The organism is Pseudomonas sp. B21-019, assembly GCF_024749225.1.
Classification (GTDB): Bacteria; Pseudomonadota; Gammaproteobacteria; order Pseudomonadales; family Pseudomonadaceae; genus Aquipseudomonas.
In genome coordinates, this window is the sequence record NZ_CP087193.1 from 310908 (window position 1) to 328440 (window position 17533).

At 54.6% G+C, this 17533-nt stretch carries 19 protein-coding genes, 1 tRNA gene and 3 pseudogenes; 7 read left to right on the forward strand and 16 right to left on the reverse strand.

Annotation, left to right across the window (positions count from 1 at the left end):
- Positions 1–115: 115 nt before the first annotated feature.
- A pseudogene (locus LOY36_RS01350) lies at positions 116–663 on the reverse strand (ATP-binding protein); the annotation flags it as partial.
- Positions 664–858: 195 nt separating this feature from the next.
- Between LOY36_RS01350 and LOY36_RS01355 the strand changes: the two are divergent.
- The 6 genes from LOY36_RS01355 to LOY36_RS01380 all read left to right on the forward strand — a co-directional run bounded on the left by LOY36_RS01355 (position 859) and on the right by LOY36_RS01380 (position 4443).
- Positions 859–1080 carry a 4-oxalocrotonate tautomerase family protein gene (locus LOY36_RS01355; RefSeq protein ID WP_007939483.1) on the forward strand — a complete coding sequence of 74 codons (222 nt, stop codon included), beginning with the start codon at positions 859–861 and terminating at the stop codon, positions 1078–1080.
- A complete protein-coding gene (locus LOY36_RS01360) occupies positions 1077–1733 on the forward strand; it encodes a DsbA family oxidoreductase (RefSeq protein ID WP_258672002.1) in 657 nt (218 codons plus the stop codon). Before LOY36_RS01355 ends, LOY36_RS01360 begins: the two co-directional genes overlap by 4 nt.
- Positions 1734–1776: 43 nt before the next feature.
- Complete coding sequence (locus LOY36_RS01365; protein WP_258672004.1) at positions 1777–2487, forward strand: SDR family NAD(P)-dependent oxidoreductase; 711 nt, start codon at positions 1777–1779, stop codon at positions 2485–2487.
- 310 nt (positions 2488–2797) lie between these two features.
- Positions 2798–3196: a carboxymuconolactone decarboxylase family protein gene (locus LOY36_RS01370; RefSeq protein ID WP_007939479.1), complete on the forward strand. Its 399-nt coding sequence runs from the start codon at positions 2798–2800 to the stop codon at positions 3194–3196.
- Positions 3162–3518, forward strand: a complete 357-nt coding sequence (locus LOY36_RS01375) for a hypothetical protein (protein WP_258672005.1) — start codon at positions 3162–3164, stop codon at positions 3516–3518. Before LOY36_RS01370 ends, LOY36_RS01375 begins: the two co-directional genes overlap by 35 nt.
- A gap of 175 nt (positions 3519–3693) precedes the next feature.
- Positions 3694–4443, forward strand: a complete 750-nt coding sequence (locus LOY36_RS01380) for a hydroxypyruvate isomerase family protein (RefSeq protein ID WP_026286657.1) — start codon at positions 3694–3696, stop codon at positions 4441–4443.
- A gap of 281 nt (positions 4444–4724) precedes the next feature.
- On the opposite strand, the gene LOY36_RS01385 is transcribed toward LOY36_RS01380, so the two are convergent.
- Together LOY36_RS01385 and LOY36_RS01390 are read right to left on the reverse strand one after the other, a co-directional pair.
- Positions 4725–5882: a hypothetical protein gene (locus tag LOY36_RS01385; RefSeq protein WP_258672006.1), complete on the reverse strand. Its 1158-nt coding sequence runs from the start codon at positions 5880–5882 to the stop codon at positions 4725–4727.
- 100 nt (positions 5883–5982) lie between these two features.
- Positions 5983–6557: pseudogene (locus LOY36_RS01390) on the reverse strand (integrase); the annotation flags it as partial.
- 36 nt (positions 6558–6593) lie between these two features.
- Between LOY36_RS01390 and LOY36_RS01395 the strand changes: the two are divergent.
- Complete coding sequence (locus tag LOY36_RS01395) at positions 6594–7481, forward strand: hypothetical protein (RefSeq protein ID WP_258672007.1); 888 nt, start codon at positions 6594–6596, stop codon at positions 7479–7481.
- 2 nt (positions 7482–7483) lie between these two features.
- Here LOY36_RS01395 and LOY36_RS01400 read toward each other — a convergent pair whose 3' ends face one another.
- From LOY36_RS01400 to LOY36_RS01460, 13 genes and pseudogenes are all read right to left on the reverse strand, one after another.
- On the reverse strand, positions 7484–8422 hold the full coding sequence (locus LOY36_RS01400) for an ImmA/IrrE family metallo-endopeptidase (RefSeq protein ID WP_258672008.1): 939 nt from the start codon (positions 8420–8422) through the stop codon (positions 7484–7486).
- Positions 8422–8733 carry a hypothetical protein gene (locus LOY36_RS01405; RefSeq protein ID WP_258672009.1) on the reverse strand — a complete coding sequence of 104 codons (312 nt, stop codon included), beginning with the start codon at positions 8731–8733 and terminating at the stop codon, positions 8422–8424. Before LOY36_RS01405 ends, LOY36_RS01400 begins: the two co-directional genes overlap by 1 nt.
- Before the next feature lie 9 nt (positions 8734–8742).
- Positions 8743–8979 carry a colicin E3/pyocin S6 family cytotoxin gene (locus LOY36_RS01410; RefSeq protein WP_258672010.1) on the reverse strand — a complete coding sequence of 79 codons (237 nt, stop codon included), beginning with the start codon at positions 8977–8979 and terminating at the stop codon, positions 8743–8745.
- 921 nt (positions 8980–9900) lie between these two features.
- Positions 9901–10386 (reverse strand): Panacea domain-containing protein, encoded by a 486-nt coding sequence (locus LOY36_RS01415; protein WP_258672012.1) that lies wholly within the window; start codon positions 10384–10386, stop codon positions 9901–9903.
- A 292-nt stretch (positions 10387–10678) separates the two neighbouring features.
- Entirely contained in the window at positions 10679–10894 is a 216-nt protein-coding gene (locus tag LOY36_RS01420; protein WP_258672013.1) for a hypothetical protein, read from the reverse strand.
- Between the two features lie 643 nt (positions 10895–11537).
- Positions 11538–12404 (reverse strand): hypothetical protein, encoded by an 867-nt coding sequence (locus LOY36_RS01425; RefSeq protein ID WP_258672014.1) that lies wholly within the window; start codon positions 12402–12404, stop codon positions 11538–11540.
- A 169-nt stretch (positions 12405–12573) separates the two neighbouring features.
- A tRNA-Thr gene (locus LOY36_RS01430) sits at positions 12574–12649 on the reverse strand.
- 78 nt (positions 12650–12727) lie between these two features.
- Positions 12728–12892 (reverse strand): annotated as a pseudogene (locus LOY36_RS01435) (FkbM family methyltransferase); the annotation flags it as partial.
- 337 nt (positions 12893–13229) lie between these two features.
- On the reverse strand, positions 13230–14459 hold the full coding sequence (locus tag LOY36_RS01440; protein ID WP_258672019.1) for an SAM-dependent methyltransferase: 1230 nt from the start codon (positions 14457–14459) through the stop codon (positions 13230–13232).
- Positions 14440–15129 carry an ABC transporter permease gene (locus LOY36_RS01445; protein WP_258672023.1) on the reverse strand — a complete coding sequence of 230 codons (690 nt, stop codon included), beginning with the start codon at positions 15127–15129 and terminating at the stop codon, positions 14440–14442. Before LOY36_RS01445 ends, LOY36_RS01440 begins: the two co-directional genes overlap by 20 nt.
- Positions 15126–15821 (reverse strand): ABC transporter permease, encoded by a 696-nt coding sequence (locus tag LOY36_RS01450; RefSeq protein WP_007939468.1) that lies wholly within the window; start codon positions 15819–15821, stop codon positions 15126–15128. The genes LOY36_RS01445 and LOY36_RS01450 overlap by 4 nt, the downstream gene beginning before the upstream one ends.
- A gap of 78 nt (positions 15822–15899) precedes the next feature.
- Positions 15900–16646, reverse strand: coding sequence for an ABC transporter substrate-binding protein (locus LOY36_RS01455; RefSeq protein ID WP_019651466.1), 747 nt, complete (start codon positions 16644–16646; stop codon positions 15900–15902).
- A 13-nt stretch (positions 16647–16659) separates the two neighbouring features.
- Positions 16660–17433 carry an ABC transporter ATP-binding protein gene (locus tag LOY36_RS01460; protein WP_007939465.1) on the reverse strand — a complete coding sequence of 258 codons (774 nt, stop codon included), beginning with the start codon at positions 17431–17433 and terminating at the stop codon, positions 16660–16662.
- Positions 17434–17533 lie beyond the last annotated feature (100 nt).

Consider the following 17533-nt stretch of genomic DNA (forward strand, 5'->3'; position numbering starts at 1 on the left):
GTGTCAACGTGTGTGTCGGACCGTGTGTCGGCATCTTTTCAGGCTGCGGAAAAGCCCAACACCGCCGCACCGTTCAATGGCCAGTCGGCATTGAGCTACAGGCTTCATCTGGATTCTAACTGGCATCAATCAACGCTCGTTCTTCCAACCAAATCTCCTGAACAAACTGATCCGTAATCGCATAGATCCCATGCCCACGCCGCATGATGATGTTCTCGGCAACCAGCGCAATCACCACCGGTTGAATCTCTTCCACGCGTACCTCACGACCTGTCGCAGTGCCTTGAGCATTTCCTCTGGCCGATTCCCCAGGGTGTTGAACGCTTCAATGGCAACATCAAGAGACGGCAATTTCTCCTTCTTCACCGTCATTGCGAGGCGGTTCAGCAGGTACTCAACGTAATCCCCTTTCAACACCGGATAAGCCGCCGACGTTGCACCGGAAAATGCTTGGTTCCGCTTTGCAGTCAGTTCGCTGACTTGCGCCCTGTGCGATCCCGTTCCGATGAACAGAAAGTAGCCAGGTGTATTAGGGCGTGGGTTTATTGCATCACGAGCGGCTTTGAGTGCCAGGAGCAGTTGATTGCCGTCGTCGGAGGAAATCGCGTGCTGCACTTCGTCGATGATCAGCACCAAATCTGTTTTCGCTTGGTCGACCACCTCTTTTTATGGACACGCCATAATTATTGGCCAGCCATAATTAGCATAAAGGTTAAGGTCTGATCTGAGGACTGACTCATTACATCACGTCACTAATGATGTTCCCGCCCCCACCTTTATCCCCCCAAACCAACCTCCTACATTGAGCTCCACCCACCTACCCATTCATCCCGAAGGGCAGGTCACTGGAGACTCATCATGCCTTTTGTCAGCGTACGCATTACCCGCGATGGCGTTACCTCGGAGCAGAAAGCTCAGGTGATCGCTGAAATCACTGAAACCCTGGAACGCGTCCTCAACAAACGCCCGGACCTGACCCACATCGTGATCGAGGAAGTCGACACCGATAACTGGGGCTATGCCGGTATCACTACCACCCAGTACCGCAAGCAACTGGCTGAGGCGGAGGGGCAGTCATGACCGCCTCCGTCACCATCGATTTCGTTTCCGATGTGGTGTGCCCGTGGTGTGCCTTGGGTGCGACGGCGTTGGAGCAAGCGATCGAGAACGTGGCGGGTGAGGTCTCGGTCGAGCTGACTTTCAAGCCTTTCGAACTGAACCCTGACATGCCGGCCGAAGGCGAGAACGCGGTTGCGCACTTGATGCGCAAGTACGGGCGCAGTGCCGAGGACGTCGCCGCTGGCAAAGCGATGCAGATCGCTCGGGGTGAGGCCATCGGGTTCAAGTTCGATCTGGAGAAGCGCACCCACTTCCATAACACCTTCGATGCTCACCGATTGCTGTTGTGGGCGTTGCAGGAGGGGCGGCAGCTCGCACTCAAGAAAGCTTTGCTACGTGCTTATTTCACCGACGGCCAGAACCCGAGCGATCGCGAAACGCTGGTTCGACTAGCGACGCAAGTGGGATTGGATGCGGCGAGTGCGCGTGAAGTGTTGGTATCCGGAGCGCTTGCCCAGGAAGTGCGTGAGCTTGAAGTGTTTTACCGCGAGCGCGGGATTAATTCGGTACCGGCCATGGTGCTGAACGGTCGTCACCTGGTGTCCGGTTCGCAATCGGTCGAGTACTACGAACAGATGTTGAGACAAATGGCGCAGGCGCCTGTTGAAGCCTGATTAATCACTTTTTCAAACCATCATTTATGAGTAGAGGTTCATCATGAGCAATTCGAAAAAAGTCATCGTTATTACTGGCGCATCCCAAGGTCTCGGCGCAGGCATGGTCAAGGCTTTCCGTGATCTCGATTACAAGGTTGTCGCCACCTCGCGTTCGATCAAATCGTCCACCGACCCGGATATCCTCACCGTGGCGGGCGACATCGGCGACCCGGCAGTCGCTCGGCAAGTCATTCGTGAAGCGATCGCACGTTTTGGCCGCATCGACACCCTGGTCAACAACGCCGGGATCTTCGTCGCCAAACCGTTCACGGCTTACACCCCTGAAGACTATGCCGCGGTGCTGTCGGTGAACCTGAATGGTTTTTTCTACATCACCCAACTCGCGATCACCGAGATGGAGAAGCAGGGCAAAGGCCACGTCGTCAACATCACCACCAGCCTGGTGGACCACGCCATTGACGGTGTGCCATCGGTACTGGCTTCGTTGACCAAAGGTGGCTTGAACGCGGCGACCAAATCCCTGGCCATCGAGTACGCCAAGCGCGGGATTCGAGTGAATGCGGTTAGCCCCGGCATCATCAAAACGCCGATGCATGATGAGGAAACCCATGAAGCGCTGGGGAATTTGCACCCGATCGGGCATATGGGCGAGATCAGTGATATTGCTCAGGCTGTGGTGTATCTGGACAGCGCCAACTTTGTCACCGGGGAAATTCTGCACGTTGATGGTGGGCAGAGTGCGGGTCACTAAGACCTGTTTTCTAAACATCAGAAACAACAAAGCCCTCGCGTTTTGCGAGGGCTTTGTTTTGTATGGCGCACGCTTTACCAGCACGTGCATCCGAAGATCGTCTCTTAGCCAACCCGCTAAGTCTGATAACTCCAGGTACTTAGTGGTACTTCATTGCTCCCGAAAAATCTAAATCCATCCTGTTGTTTCTACGATGGTTAAGAGTTCATTTGCTGGAGTCGTGCTGCAGCCGGCTCTGGCATGGCCGCCAGCGAACTAAACTAGTTATATCTCTATAGAAGATGTCTCTACAGAGATAAGGAGGTGTCAAATGGCCATTCGTGATACCTATCAGGAAATTGAACAGACCCTGGGTCTGGTTCCGGAGTGGATCAAGCAGATGCCGGAAGGCGGCGCGATCGGATTCTGGGGCGTAGCCCGGGATTTCTGGCTGGCAGATACCAAGATTCCTAATAAGTACAAGGAGTTGATAGGTCTGGCGGTATCCGGGGCGACCCGTTGCAAGTATTGCGCCCTGTTCCATACCGAAGCCGCGCGCTTGTTTGGCGCGAGCGATGAGGAAATTTCCGAAGCCAGCTTTATGGGCTCGCTGACCATGATGGGCAGCACCTTTATTAACGCCCAGCAGATCGACTACGAGCAGTTCCGGCAGGAAACGCTGAGTATCGTCCGGTATGTCAAAGATCACTCGCAACCCAAAGCAGCATAAGCCGTTGCGAGAACCTGCCCTTCGCCAGCTGACGAAGGATAAGTTGATTGCAATCACCAGCGATGGTCCCAGGACCACCGCTCGGTGGCAAGCGGCTGTATTGCGAGCCATCAGCGAACTAATGCAATACAGCGATACCGCCCGCGAAGAAAACCAAGACCTGCGCATTCCCTTCGCCAAAGCACTCCATGACCTCTATGCGGGACAGAAGTCCGACGCCGAGTTGACGGAAATGGTGTTGCTGATGCTGGAAGTGGAGACCGCCCCTTTTCTCGGCAAAGGGCACGAGGCAGGAGCGGCGTCCGGGAGCAATGGCCTCTGAGAAGTGGAAAAGGGACAACGTTATTTTCCTAAATGGAAATCGTCATATCCCAGGTTTGAGCAAAAAAGACCCGCACGATTTGAGCATGCTGACAACATCAACCTATAGTGCAGCGCTGGAGCTGCGAAGGATGCTCCAGGCTGATGATTTTCTTCCCAGGATGGATGTTTACCCAATGCTCAAGTTCAATGCTCATCTCGGTTTCCAATTCAATGAATTGCCTTTTCTGCAACGCATCGAAGCCGCCGCTGCAGCTGGTTTTCGGGCGGTAGAGTTCCCATCGCCCTATGAGTTCGACGCGAGTCTCTTGGCCGACCATCTGGCTCAATACAGTCTGCCGTTGATTCAATTCGCTGCACCGGCTGGCGTTACCAAAGGCATCGCTGCCTTGCAGGGCAAGGAGGAAGAGTTTCGCAACGGATTGCTCCGGGCCGCCAGCTATGCAAAGGCGCTGGCATGTTCGGATGTCCATATTATGTCTGGTGTTACGACGCAGGATGACGCAGGGCGTGTCTTCGGGAGCAACCTGGAGTATGCCGTCAAGTACTTCGAGGATCAGGGTTTGCGGCCGCTTATCGAAGTAATTTGTGCGCAGGAGATGCCGGGCTATTACATGGCTGACTTCAGCAAGGCGCAACAAGTGCTGGAAACCTTCCCGAGTGTCGGGCTGATCCTCGATCTTTACCATGCCCAGCTTCTGACTGGAGACGCAGCAGATATTCTGGCTCGGTTTTACGACAGAACAGTTCATGTGCAAATTGCCGACTGCCCGGGGCGCCACGAGCCGGGAACGGGGAGCATCGACTTTGCAGCCTTGTTCGCAGCGCTGCAGCAGCGTGGCTACACAGGATGGATCGGGTGTGAATACCGGCCTTCCGGTTCTACCGTGGCGAGCCTTGACTGGATTAGGCAGTTAAGTGCTTAGCGCTGAAGTGAAATTGTGATGGGGCGGTGTGCAGGTAGATTTGGCGCAGGGGAGGGTTAAGACGGTATCTACAAGGGCAGTTTTTATAGATGCCAGAAACAACAAAGCCCTCGCATTTCTGCGAGGGCTTCGTTTTGTATGGTGCCGGCACCAGGAATCGAACCCGGGACCTACTGATTACAAGGAAGGTGCTTTAAACATATAAATCAATTAGTTACAGCCAATTTTGTTACGTCATTAGGTTTGCAAAATCCCAGCGGGACACCGCACGTGGCTCCTTGTTACGTGTGATGGTCAGCGGAGGCACACAGGTCATTGGAAATGAAAATCGGGATTTCACCGTCCCACTCACCTAGACCTTCCACGTCGAGCTTGAGGTGAAAAACAAACCATCCGGCATTGCCTTTTAGGTCGACCTGATCCACAGCCATGACTTTCCGAACGCACCACAGAGGGGTCGCTGGCTTCTCCTGAGACCCTGCATCGTTAAATGGGATAGAGGCCATTCGGATAGTCTCGAGTTTGATCAAGCGAGGCAGCCATGGTGATCCGAGAAAGTTAGTCATGTACTCCCGAATCCTGGTACCAAATGTAGGATCCGCCCAGTAATCCCCTTTGTTAGATGAAAGGCATAATTTGAGTTTTTGAGGGAGTGAATCTAAACCCTGAACTGTGGCGAGATCCCCGTTCCGGAAAACCAAATCATGGTCATCCCCTAGGGCTAGATCGATTGGAAGGCGGTGCACGTCAAGCCTCTTCGCGCTCGCTTTCACTTGAGTTGTAATTACGCATTCGTTTCTTGCCTTCGACCATGTTGGTGGCTCGTCAAGTTCTCGTCCGTCACCTAGATCATTTACAAGTACGAACCTGTCGTAAGGATCGACTGTCGGGAATCCTTCGATGTACCTGACAAGCTCTCCCAGATCGCCAATTACGAAATGCTCAACTCTGAAGCTCCATGCTTGCTTTTCAATTGCGATCAGTTCACCTACGAAGACAATCGAAGGGCCAAGCGCTACGAAGTCGTAGCAGGTCGATCCGGCGCGCATGGATGTCATTTCGATGCTGATTCGTTGCTCATGCTCGGCCTTCATCTGTTGCAAAAGCAGTGGAGGGTACGCCGCAGCATTTGAATCGATAATCCTGCTGTGGGTCTGGCAGAGCCAGATCCCGTTGCTGATATCTCCGCGCTGTTCGGGGGTCATGTTTTCGTTGTATCGGGGCCCACCACGCGCAGCTGCTTCGATATGAGCAGCTACACCGATGCTGACATGTTTACTTGCTCCTGCATCGCTCGGGCCTTCCGTTGCAATTCCACAGCCTCTAAACGCACAGCGGTGCGCAGCCCTTAGGGCGAGCGCACTTCTGGTTTTCCCACTGAAATTATCCCTACTCTGGGAAGATGGATTGTTATCTTCAGTGGACATTTCCTTTGCCATCGCTGTGTTCCCTGCTTAGCCGAATAATGTCCAATTCTGAGAATAGGGCACGGTTGAAAATCAAGAGGCAGAAGCTGACAGAGTGATATTTGATCGTCTTCTATTCCGCTGATGGTGATACGACCGGGACACTGTGATCGTAGACGTCCATCATCTTCGCGTCGCGGTGGCCACTGGCTTCCTGTTTGTCTGCTCTGGTGCCGGTCGTGTCGGTGATGCCGCGCCGCTTCAGATCGTGCAAAGCAAAGCGGTCTTCTGGATCTATGTTTCCGTCCGCGATCGCCAATGTGATGAAGCGCTGCCAAGCGGTATCGAGGCTGGTTTTTCGGAGGGGGCCCCGTGGCTGGCCACGATGATAAAGCGCTTTGACGCTGCGATCGGGACTGGTGTTTTCCGGCGTTCCCAAACTCGTGCGCGCAACGCTTTGGCACCCTCCCATACGGCACGCAGTCGCGGCGTCCATCGAACAATATTGTCCCGACTGCCTTTGCGTCGATTGGTCAGAATCCCTTCTGGCAGCTCGTTTGCGTCCGTTAGGGTCACGACCTCGATGCCGCGCAGCCAGCACAGGTATGCCAACTCCATCACGCTAGCCAGATACTCGGGGCAGCCTCCCGGCTCATTGCGTGCCAGACGTCCGCGTGCAGTTGCGCGATCGATTAGTACGTCCATTACTTTTACCACTTGCCGCGCTTCGCCCAGGTCACCGCCGTGGCCGATGCGCCGGCGGACGCCGGGATCTGCGACGACTTCCGCCCGCGCTACGCGGTGGACATCGTTGTTCTCGGCCCGGACGACGAGCCAGATCCGGCCATACCGCCGCTGACCGGTGTCCCGCTGCCACTACCCACCGGTGGCGAGGAAATGGGCATTTACGCTTTTCCAGAGGAAGGCACGCGGGTGGTGGTGTGTTTCGCCTACGGTCTGCCGAACAAGCCCTACATTCAATCGATCTTGCCCCACGGCCTGAGCATGCCCAAGGTGCCGAAAGGTGACCAGGTGTGGCAGCACAGCGACGCCGCCCAGCAGCGCGTCGATGCCGACGGCAATTGGCTGCGGCAGACCGACGGCAAGATCCGGGATCAGGCGATCGAGCGCGAGGTTGAAGCCTTGGACAACCGCGAGCAGTACCAGAGCCACACGCGGGCGGTTGATGACCATTCGACCGAGACGGTGGGAGGTGCGAAAAAGATCGAGGCGCTGGGCGCGCTCAAGCTGCTGTCAGGCGGAACCGCGAGTTTGGCGGCGGTGGATGATCTGCACCAGGCGACCGGCCGGGATTTGAACTTGGTCGTGGGGCAGAAGTACAACACGACTGTGGGTGGCGATATGCAGGAGCGAATACTAGGCTTGCGCGAAAACCTAGTGACGGTCAGCCAACGCCTGGTGGCGCCCAAAACCTGGCTAGGCTCGGAACGAACCAACGTACTGCAAATTCTATGCGACCTGATGGACGTGGTGCAGGAGATGAACACTCAACTGGCGGGACATGTACATGGCGCTACACCTATACCGAATAATTCAACTGCCTTTGCCACCCAAGCAGCACAAACATCTTTGTTATCCGCTGAGCTCAAACCAATTATTTTGGCGGACTAAGCTTAGCGCCCCTTCTGACTACGCAGTTTCAGTTCTTTAACCCGCTTGATGACATACTGTTCGAAAAGCTCATGTTCTTTAAGACCGGGTAACCCATCCCTCGATCTGAAAGATCTAATCACGCCTCCGCAGATGTCAGTCTCTGCAAGATGTTTTGATTTATCGAAAGCTGCTGACATGATTGAGTTGATGCTGCCAAGTTTGGATTGCAGATTCGTATCGTCTAGCATCTGCTTCAGAAGTTCTCGCCAAGTTCGAGGGTCCAGCTCTAGAATTTCTTTTCCTTTGAGAGTCCAGGCGCAGAATGCCTTTCCATCTATAAGGAACTCCTCAAACTCGTGATCTATATCGTTATAGATTTCCCCAGGAAGAGTGCTTTTGTCATCATGCGGGGCGAATCTGGTTCGTTTTAACTGCGATATCGTCCCGAAAACCTCATCGAGACGAGCACATGCAACAGGCGCATCTAAGTCTTTGAAAATTTTATAAAAAACTGCTTCTTTCGAAGCTCCGGTATCTAATAATACTCTTCTGAAGAATTTTTCTACTGAAGCTGATTCCGCATAAATCTGCTTTAGCCACTCTGTCGGCATTAGAAGCTCTGCTGCAAATCTATTGGCTTGTTGCTCCATTAGCCAATATTCATCATCATCGGAACCAGGTTCGAGATGCGAAACAACAGTTCCTGTATGCCAGGGAATAATTATGTGGCCAACTTCGTGAGCAAGTGTAAAGCGCTGCCGAGTCTCAGGGCAATCGCTATTGATATATATGGTTGGTCGAGCTTGTTCGCCAATGCCGACTGTTATTCCGTCGGCTTTGAAAGGAAAGCTTCTGTATCTCAACTCACCATAGCTATTCGCTAGGTCAATCAGGTTGTAAGGAGGGGTAAGTCCTTTTCTTTTAAGTACCCTTGCCGCCATCTTCTCCTCTGGGTACATCAACCAGCTTCCTCTTGCTGTAACCACTCCATGACACGTTTAGCTTCTAAAGGGGACGCGGCGCGAGCAGCTAACGAGAACCGGTCACGGCTGAGCTCTTCTTCAAAGCTAATGCCATTTTTTCGAGCAGATAAAATGTATGAAAGCATCGACGGATTGGTCGCCCAAACCGAATATTCTTGCCAAGTCATACCGAGAAACTCGTGAAGCTCCTGGTCCTCACCGGCCTTGCCGTCATGCCAGTCTTGAACGAAATCATCAATCTCGTCGCTCAGCACGTCGCCGTTTAGGCAAAGTTTAATAAAGTTCATAGTGATCCCCTAGTTTGGGTTAAACCGCCGTCCTCTGACGGGTGGTTTCAAGGTTATTCCCGTTTTGGGACATACCGAGCCCAAGTGATTACCGCGCTTGTCAAATACCTCAAACTCACCATGGAGAGAGTCCCATGAGTAAAAGCGCTGCTCATTGGGGTCAAAATAGTACTGCCTTCCACCCTCGACCTTGTGTTTCTTGTAACTGTCGACAATAGACGGTTTTGGTCGTGCGATACCGCCCATCAGTGCTCCTTCACCATCCCTTACGATGTTCCAATCAGAAAGACTCGGAACCGTTTGGCAGAATGCTATCTCATATAGCACTCATTGTCTTGATGCGCTCGGGCGTAGGTCTGTATTCAGATGCAAGGTCGAATTCTTCAAAAGCCGCATGGCTCTTCGCTTTGGGAGAGGTAAAAGGGCATGAGCAAGAAAAACTTCGGAAAAAAGCACTTATCCCCCTCCCGCCAACGGGCTTTGCATCCGTTTTTTATGCAAATCCCGATCTAGTGCAAACGATCCTGCAACTCAGAAGGGCCGTGGGCTTTGCAGGGGAATCAGCCACTTCATTTGGTGCAAGGTTTTGAAAGGAAATGCAGCGCGGTTGCATAGCAACGCAGGGGCGGTCATGGAAGGGGAAGCGCTGGAGGTCCCGGTTTTGCTGAGCGAAAACTTTGAAAATACGGGTTTCGGTGTGTTTTCAAAAACACGCACGATCTTTTTCGGACGGAGATTGGATCAGTCGGTGAGCAAGCTGAGGCTAGATGCCGTGCCTACGAAGGTAGCGTGCGATTTTCGCAGCCACAAGATCCGACACGTCGAAACCTGACCGAACTTGATCGTAAACAAGTCGAGAGACGGGATGATCGGGACGAACATCGCCAGAAGCGATTTGCGCCTCCAGCCTCGGTACTTTCAGGACCGTAGCTCCTCTATAAACTACCCAGCTGGCTCTGCTAATAAAAGGGTGGCATCCCGGATGAAGCACGCAAGCGGGATCGTGGAATGCACCCTGTTGAACAGAGGAGACATTGACCACAAGTACGCTCATTTCCCCGATTTCACCGCAGAAGACAGGATTGTTCATCACGACATGAAGATGCGGGACAGGTCCAGTCAGAATGAACAGCGTTCCTTGCTGAAATACGCTCCCTGGTCCTGGCATCAACTCATCTCAGATAGTTTTTGACCGAGTCTTCTTCGTGCAGCCAGAGTGGCGCTCTTGTCCCGAGCTAACTCCTCGGAGGAACCAAGCGCTTGGAAGGTCACTGCAGCATCAATAGGAATACATGACGCTCCTGGATCAACCCATTCGGGTAGCGTGTGGGTGTAGTTGACAAGCTCCCACCGCTTCATCCGCCCGAACCTTGCAAACACTTCATCCAGAATTACCAGTTCACCACGGGACAGTTCATCAAGCTCATCCCAATCAAAATCTCGATTGAGCTGTACTTGATTGTGATCAACGGGACTGATGAGATCGCTCCAAACTTCATCCCGTGTGATCCCACGGAGAAGATTCAGAGTGTTGGACAGGATTGGTCCATTCTTCATGCTGTATTGAGCATCGTCGGACATCGGAGCGTCATATCGCTCCATGCTGAGCCGGTCAGCCAAGTACATCAGCTTGATCAACTTCAGATGGGACATTGGTCCCTCACGGCGAGCCAAAAAGAAAGCCGCCATGTGGGCTACTTTTTGTACGCTGAATATCACAGTGTCACCTCTCTTGGGCCATCCATTGGCATGCCATCGGGGGCGGATTATGGCCTTGGTCTTTATTTAGTCAAGGTAGAGCGGGTGAAGGCTCAATTTTTCAGACGAAGGGCCATGTCGAACGTCAATTAGAGGTTGCGCCCTGACGTTATGGGTATAGCACGGGTGGTGTCACTTCGCTCAGAAGCTAGGAAAATACACTCTGCCGTGGCGAACGCCATGCCGGTTAACCGATGCCCAGTTTCTTCAGTCGGGCCAGGCCTTGTCTGATATGGCCAGCGTTTTCACCCATGGTCCACAGTGCCCCACGAACATTTCCGTCCACTTCCCGTGCCCCTTGCTTCTCAATCTGCAGTGTCAACTCCATAACGGCTGCCTCCACTGCCTGCTGGTTTTCGTACAGCCTTTCCAGTACATCCGACAGTGAATAATCGCTCGGCATAGTGTCGACTCCTTTCGAGAAAGCCCAAGCATAGACAGCGCCTGTGAAGGAATCAGCATCACGTCGCAAAATTTTACTGCCGGATCTCAGGAGGCTGTTCAAAGTGGCTATTTTTCGCCACCAATCGCGAGATCGCGAGATGGATGCTCTGCAGCCCGCGAGGGACGTGGCTTTGATACATGGCGATGAGGAAGGCAGGTGGGCTATTTAAAAAGGCAATCAAATAAAAAAACTATATAGATCAATAGTTTGAGATGGGCTGCGGAATAGTTTTCCTGATAGCCCCGTAAATAGCTGGGGTGGCCTAAAAAATGGGTTTCTTGAAAGTTCTGAAAGCCTTGATCTATATGGGATGGATAAAGATAAAGATAAAAAATACCTTTATTAGTCATTTCAAATCCAAACCGGAAAATTCAATTCAATCTCTCGGCCGGTGACTCTGACGGGGGGCGACACTCGCAGGCGCTAGGCAGCTCCTGGTGCATCCGATGGTGGGGATGGGAGAAATCACGAAGTGGCCCCCAAAACGGCCCCCAACTGATTGCAGTCATGTACATGCACTGCTGGAGGCCTTGAAAATAGTGGAGAGGGTGAAGGGAATCGAACCCTCGTTATCAGCTTGGGAAGCTAATTGAAGGAGAGGTTATAGCAAATGTCGGTCAGTTTGGCGGTTGCGCTCACGTGTCCACCATCTCACGTAGGGGATCCAGATCATAAAGAACAACACGGCCAAAACAGGCAGTTCTAGTTTTGGATCAATCGAAATGCCGTAGAAGAGGCTCAGTTCATCGAGCGCTTTGCCCGTGAAGATTGCCGATCCGACACCGGTCATCAAGCAGATCATTACACAGGTAGGTCGGTGAATAGTGACCCTCCGAAGCAAAACCGCAGCGTGCGCAAACCGGAGGTAAAGGAAAAGTCCAATGATCGCGAAAAACGAGCAAATGACCAGTTTGGATGCTCGTCCCTTTTTCACCGAAGAGTCTTCTAACGCAAGCTCCCTAATGCCCGCTATGCGGGCCTTCACTTTAAAAATCGGCGGCTCGTCGCCAGTGATAACGGAGAACGATATGACGTCATTGGGGTTAGAAAGAAATGGTGCGATGACCATGCGATTGGACTCAATAGAAAGCTTAACGGGGATTCCCTTTGGATCCGTTCCCGTGACTTGAGCGCTTATCAATTGAACGTTGCCATCTCCCAGTACCTCGATAGGAGATTCAAAATCGGAACTCAGAATTGGCTTTGACCCGGTGTTGATCATTTCGAATGATGAAATGTATGGGGAGGAAATCCTCGCGCCGTTCAGGGTGATCTGAAGGTCCTGGAATTGATTGCTCGATGCGGGCTGTAACGCTGAAGATGACACAAGTTTAAGTGATAGCGAATGCGAGCTCAGATCAACCTGCCAGAGGTAAACGGGGATCGCTAACCCACCAATAGTCAAGAGGGAGCCGACGATAAATTTCCAATCCCAACGAAAACCCACAGAATTTTCCTGACTAACCATGGTGGTTCCCAACCTCTAGGTCCGCAGGGCGGCCTACCCTTTGAGTTTTCGTCATCCGTAGGATGAAGCTCCTTTCTAGGTGGAGCGAATCATGCGATACGGGCGAGCTTGCTTATTACGCTTTCTAAAAACAACAAAGGCCTGCATCGCTGCAAGCCTTTGTTTTGTATGGTGCCGGCACCAGGAATCGAACCCGGGACCTACTGATTACAAGTCAGTTGCTCTACCATCTGAGCTATACCGGCGTGTCAGGGCGACGATTATAGCGATTGGGTTGGTTCTGTAAACCCCTGAATTCAGACTATTTTTGCGCAGGCTTTCGGTCAGGCGCGATGCAGTACTTTCTTGAGTTTCTGCAGGGTGCGCCGGGCTCGGCTGTTTTGCATAGCCCGCAGTTGCACTTCGGCGTGTTCAGCGCGTTGCAGGGCGGCGGCGAGGTGGTTTTCGGCGTTGGTGACGGGGTGGCTGAATTGATGGCCTCTGCAGAACGTCACGGTCGAAGATTTTTCTTGTTCTTGGCCGCACTGTCGGCGCCTTCGTATGCGTGTATAGCAAGGGGGATTACAAGGCGCAATTTTCCGCCCGTGATGTCCGGAATTCGGCGGTTATGTCGTTTTGATTTAATGCTTATGCACAACGGGCTGGCGGAATCTGCTTGATCATTGCGCTTTTGTGGACTCGTTCTCATTTGTCCGCAAATACCTGTTTTACGGGTTTTTTATTTTTGTGAACAAAAAATGACCAGTAGTGTTTTAGGCGTAAAACAGCGTGGATATTGGATCCACGATAATTCCATCAACAGAGTTATCCACAGGTTGCGGCTGTTTAAGGGCGCTCTGCCAGGAGCAGGAAATTGCGCGGTGTGAGTGGGGATTCGCAGAAGGTGCCGAGACGAACGACATAACCCTGCTCAATGAGGAAAAGTGCCCGATCGAGTACCAGCCACAGCTCCAGAGGCCGTCGGAAAAGGCCTCGCAGCAGCTCCAGGTTGCGCACTTCGGCCAGTCGCTGCCAACCGGCGGCTTCCAGTGCGGCCCAATCTGGCGTGCGGACTGTGGATAAGTCTTTGAGTGCGGCCAGATCGCGGCAGTAATCGGAGAAGGGTTTGTCCAGCCAGGCGCTGGGCAGGGAAGGGGTGGGCAGGTAGTCGTCGACACCGCGAAGTTGCCGTTGCAGCAGGTCGAACCCCAGGCGCCGGGCCATGGAGGTGTCGCGCTGGCGTCGGACGCGAGCGCCAGCGGTGACGGTTTCGCTCATCGGCAGCGCAAGATCATCGAGGGAAAGGTGTAGGTCGGAGCGCTCAGCCGCACAGGAAAGTGGCCGATAGGTGTTCAGACTGATCCGGTTGTAGCAGCACGGTGCGATGGCCAGTTGTTTGCAACCGGCGGCGCTGGCGAGCTGGATCAGTCGCACATGCAGATCCCCGCAAGCGTGCAGCGCTACGGGTGTGTGATCGGCATTCAATAAGGGTGCTGCGCCAGGCGCGAGTACATCCTGTTCGACATGCAGCGCATGCATTTGATGGCGCTGGCTGAGTGCCTGGCCGCTGGCGACCAGCGTCGGGTCGTATTCCAGGCAGGTCAATTGTTGACCGATTTGTAGCAGGCGTCGCCCCAAATGGCCCTTGCCCGAACACCAGTCCAGCCAATGCGTCGGTGCACGGGCAAACTGCAAGCAGCCGGCGAACGCTTCAATCTGCTGCCACTTGCGCCCCGGCACATCCACATTCAACCGATGGCCCGCCGCTTCGAGTGCACGAGCCGGCAATTCACCTACCGCACTCAGCTCAAGAGACATCGCTGCCAATGAAGCAAACGGCTCCGGCGCATCGAGCCAGCCAGGCTGGTTATGACTGTTTTCCGCATCTTCCAGCGACCGCCCGCGTAGCCACAACGCCAGTTCCGGGTAGGACGCTTCCCAGGGTAGTTGCAGATGGGTAAACGGTCGGGGCTTCCACAGCGCCTGATGCTCGATCAGAAAAGCATCCAGCGCAGCGAAGCGGGCGAGTAGGGTCTCGCCCGTCAGCACGCAGGCATCAGCGCCCTTGGCAGGCATCGACGCGCAACCAGCGCTCCAGCAGCTTGAAGCCGCGCACCAGCACGTAAGCCATCAGCAGATAGAACATGCCCGCGGCGAAGAAGATCTCAACCGGCAGGTAGGTGCGGGCAATGATGGTGCGGGCCATGCCGGTCAGCTCCAGCAGGGTCACGGTACTGGCCAGGGCACTGGCCTTGAGCATCAGGATCACTTCGTTGCTGTACGCCGGCAGGCCGATACGCGCGGCACGGGGCAGCATGATGTAGAACAACGCCTTGGCCCGGGACATGCCCAACGCCCGCGCCGCTTCGATCTCGCCCGGTGGAATCGCCTGGATCGCGCCGCGCAGGATCTCGGCGATGTAGGCGGCGGTGTGCAGGGTCATGGTTACGGTGGCGCACCAGAATGGATCGCGCAGGTACGGCCACATCGAGCTGTTACGCACCGCGTCGAACTGCGCCAGCCCGTAGTAGACCAGAAACAGCTGAACCAGCAGCGGCGTGCCACGGAAAAAGAAGATGTAGCCGTAGGGGAATGCCCGCACGTACCAGAGTCGAGACGAGCGAGCGATGCCCAGCGGAATCGCCAGCAGCAACCCGGCGATCACGGCGATGGCCACCAGTTCCAGGGTCAGTGTCGCGCCCTGAGCCAGTTTCGGCAGCCACTTGATGATGACTTCCCAATTCATTGGGTGCTCCTCGCAAAGCCGCGAGCGGCGCGTCGTTCCATGAAGTGCATGCCGGTCATGGCCAGAATGGTCAGGCCCAGGTACATAAAGGCGGCCACCATATAGAAGGTGAACGGTTGCTTGGACACGGTCACGCCGATTTGCGCGTGACGCATGATTTCTTCAAGGCCGATGACCGATACCAGCGCAGTGTCTTTCATCAGAATCATGAACAGATTGCCCAGGCCCGGTAGGGCGATGCGCCACATCTGCGGCATGATCAGCTTGGTGAAGATGCGAAATTTCGACAGGCCCAGGGCCACACCGGCTTCACGGTGACCTTTGGGAATCGCCAGAATCGCCCCGCGAAACACTTCCGTGGCATAGGCGCCGAAACACAGCCCCAGCGCAATCACGCCGGCGGCAAAGGCGTTGAGTTCGAGCTCGGGGTTGCCGAAGAACTCACCCAGCGCACGCATCAGGTTGACTGTGCCGAAGTAGATCAACAGCACCCAGAGCAATTCCGGGATGCCGCGAACCAGCGTTGAATAAGTGCCGCCAAGCCATTGCAGCGGCTTGTACGGGGAAGTCTTGGCCAAGGCGCCGAGCAGACCGAGCACCAGCCCCAGGCACAAGGCCGAGAGTGCCAGTTTCACAGTCATCAGTGCGCCAGCGGCGAGCGCCGGGCCGAATCCGTAGAGGTCGATAATCATGGATTTCTTTTCAAATCGCGGCAGGCAATGCCAAGGACTGGCGCCGTCAGCGAACGGCGCCGGTCAGGCAGGTCAGAATCAATAGATGCTGAACGGGAAGTACTTGTCGTTGATCTTTTTGTAGGTGCCGTCAGCGACGATTTCTTTCAGCGCAGCGTTCAGCTTTTCGCGGATCGGGTCGTTCTTGCGAACGGCGATACCGATCTTGTCGCTTTCTTCCACCGGGTCGCCCTTGAATTCGTAAGCGCGGCCTGCGTCGCTTTTCAGCCATTCATAGTTGACGTACTTGTCGGCCAGGATGCCGTCCAGACGACCGGAAGTCAGGTCCAGGTAAGCGTTTTCCTGGGTGTCGTAGAGTTTGACTTCGACGCCTTCCATGTTGTCTTCCAGCCAGGTGCCGGCCAGGGTCGCGCGTTGGGCGCCGATCACCTTGCCTTGCAGCGAAGCCTTGTCGGTCTTGAAGTCGACGTCTTTTTTGGCAATGAACTGCAGTTTGTTGGAGTAGTACGGTGCGGTGAAGTCCACCGCTTGCTTGCGCTCATCGGTGATCGACATCGAGGAGATCAGGAAGTCGAACTTCTTGGCGTTCAGGGCCGGGATGATGCCGTCCCAATCGGAGGTGACCACGGTGCACTCGACTTTCATCTTGGCGCACAAGGCGTCGCCGATGTCTTTGTCGAAGCCGACGACATTGCCACTGGCATCTTTATTGTTGAACGGCGGGTAGGCCGCTTCGATGCCCATCTTCAAGGTCTCGGCGACGGCACCGGCGCTGAAGGCCAGGGTGACGGCCGCAGCCAGGAAGATCTTTTTGTAGTTCTGCATGCGGGTAGCTCCGTTAGCGGTTGCTGGACATGAATTGTTTGCAGCGCGCCGAAAGCGGGTTTTCGAACACCTGCTGCGGCGATCCTTGTTCTTCTACCAAGCCTTGGTGGAGGAACACCACTTCGCTGGAAACCTGACGGGCGAAGCCCATTTCATGGGTCACGAGCAGCATGGTGCGGCCTTCTTCGGCCAATGCGCGGATGACATTAAGTACTTCCTGGACCATTTCCGGGTCAAGGGCGGAGGTGGGTTCGTCGAACAGAATCACCTTGGGCTGCATCGCCAGGGTACGGGCGATGGCCGCGCGTTGCTGCTGGCCGCCGGAGAGTTGCGCGGGGTAGGCGTGGCGCTTGTCAGCGATGCCGACCTTGGCCAGCAGGGCTTCGGCGACTTCGATGGCCTCGGCCTTGCTCTGGCCGAGCACGCGGCGCGGGGCCTCGATGATGTTGTCGAGCACGCTCATGTGCGGCCAGAGATTAAAGTTTTGAAACACAAAACCGATCTCGCTGCGCAGGCGATTGATCTGCTTGCCGTCGGCAGCGACCAATTCGCCGTTCTTGGCGGGCTTGAGCTTGAGTTCTTCGCCAGCCACCAGGATCTGGCCCTGGTGCGGGTTTTCCAGCAGGTTGATGCAACGCAGGAACGTGGACTTGCCGGAACCGGAGGAGCCCAGGATCGAGATCACGTCGCCGTCGCGGGCGGTCAGCGAGATGCCTTTGAGCACCTCAAGCTGTCCGTAGCGTTTGTGCAAGTTGCGGATTTCAAGCGCGGGCGTGGCCTCAGCCATGTGCGTTCCTCATAGTGTGTTGCGCTCCTGCTGTTGGTCGCCTTCCTGGCGAGGCGGCCAAGCTAGCATAGCGTTCGAATGGCAGCCAACAGCGCTCGGG

Bases quoted from the DNA above. Each gene is read 5' to 3' on its own strand.
- LOY36_RS01460 (WP_007939465.1), bottom strand. From the start codon at position 17,433: ATGGCTGAGGCCACGCCCGCGCTTGAAATCCGCAACTTGCACAAACGC.
- LOY36_RS01375 (WP_258672005.1), top strand. From the start codon at position 3,162: ATGTCAAAGATCACTCGCAACCCAAAGCAGCATAAGCCGTTGCGAGAA.
- LOY36_RS01380 (WP_026286657.1), top strand. From the start codon at position 3,694: ATGCTCAAGTTCAATGCTCATCTCGGTTTCCAATTCAATGAATTGCCT.
- LOY36_RS01420 (WP_258672013.1), bottom strand. From the start codon at position 10,894: ATGCCGAGCGATTATTCACTGTCGGATGTACTGGAAAGGCTGTACGAA.
- LOY36_RS01365 (WP_258672004.1), top strand. From the start codon at position 1,777: ATGAGCAATTCGAAAAAAGTCATCGTTATTACTGGCGCATCCCAAGGT.
- LOY36_RS01400 (WP_258672008.1), bottom strand. From the start codon at position 8,422: ATGTACCCAGAGGAGAAGATGGCGGCAAGGGTACTTAAAAGAAAAGGA.
- LOY36_RS01455 (WP_019651466.1), bottom strand. From the start codon at position 16,646: ATGCAGAACTACAAAAAGATCTTCCTGGCTGCGGCCGTCACCCTGGCC.
- LOY36_RS01425 (WP_258672014.1), bottom strand. From the start codon at position 12,404: ATGGTTAGTCAGGAAAATTCTGTGGGTTTTCGTTGGGATTGGAAATTT.
- LOY36_RS01360 (WP_258672002.1), top strand. From the start codon at position 1,077: ATGACCGCCTCCGTCACCATCGATTTCGTTTCCGATGTGGTGTGCCCG.
- LOY36_RS01410 (WP_258672010.1), bottom strand. From the start codon at position 8,979: ATGGGCGGTATCGCACGACCAAAACCGTCTATTGTCGACAGTTACAAG.
- LOY36_RS01440 (WP_258672019.1), bottom strand. From the start codon at position 14,459: ATGCCTGCCAAGGGCGCTGATGCCTGCGTGCTGACGGGCGAGACCCTA.
- LOY36_RS01385 (WP_258672006.1), bottom strand. From the start codon at position 5,882: ATGGCAAAGGAAATGTCCACTGAAGATAACAATCCATCTTCCCAGAGT.
- LOY36_RS01450 (WP_007939468.1), bottom strand. From the start codon at position 15,821: ATGATTATCGACCTCTACGGATTCGGCCCGGCGCTCGCCGCTGGCGCA.
- LOY36_RS01355 (WP_007939483.1), top strand. From the start codon at position 859: ATGCCTTTTGTCAGCGTACGCATTACCCGCGATGGCGTTACCTCGGAG.
- LOY36_RS01445 (WP_258672023.1), bottom strand. From the start codon at position 15,129: ATGAATTGGGAAGTCATCATCAAGTGGCTGCCGAAACTGGCTCAGGGC.
- LOY36_RS01415 (WP_258672012.1), bottom strand. From the start codon at position 10,386: ATGTCCCATCTGAAGTTGATCAAGCTGATGTACTTGGCTGACCGGCTC.
- LOY36_RS01405 (WP_258672009.1), bottom strand. From the start codon at position 8,733: ATGAACTTTATTAAACTTTGCCTAAACGGCGACGTGCTGAGCGACGAG.
- LOY36_RS01370 (WP_007939479.1), top strand. From the start codon at position 2,798: ATGGCCATTCGTGATACCTATCAGGAAATTGAACAGACCCTGGGTCTG.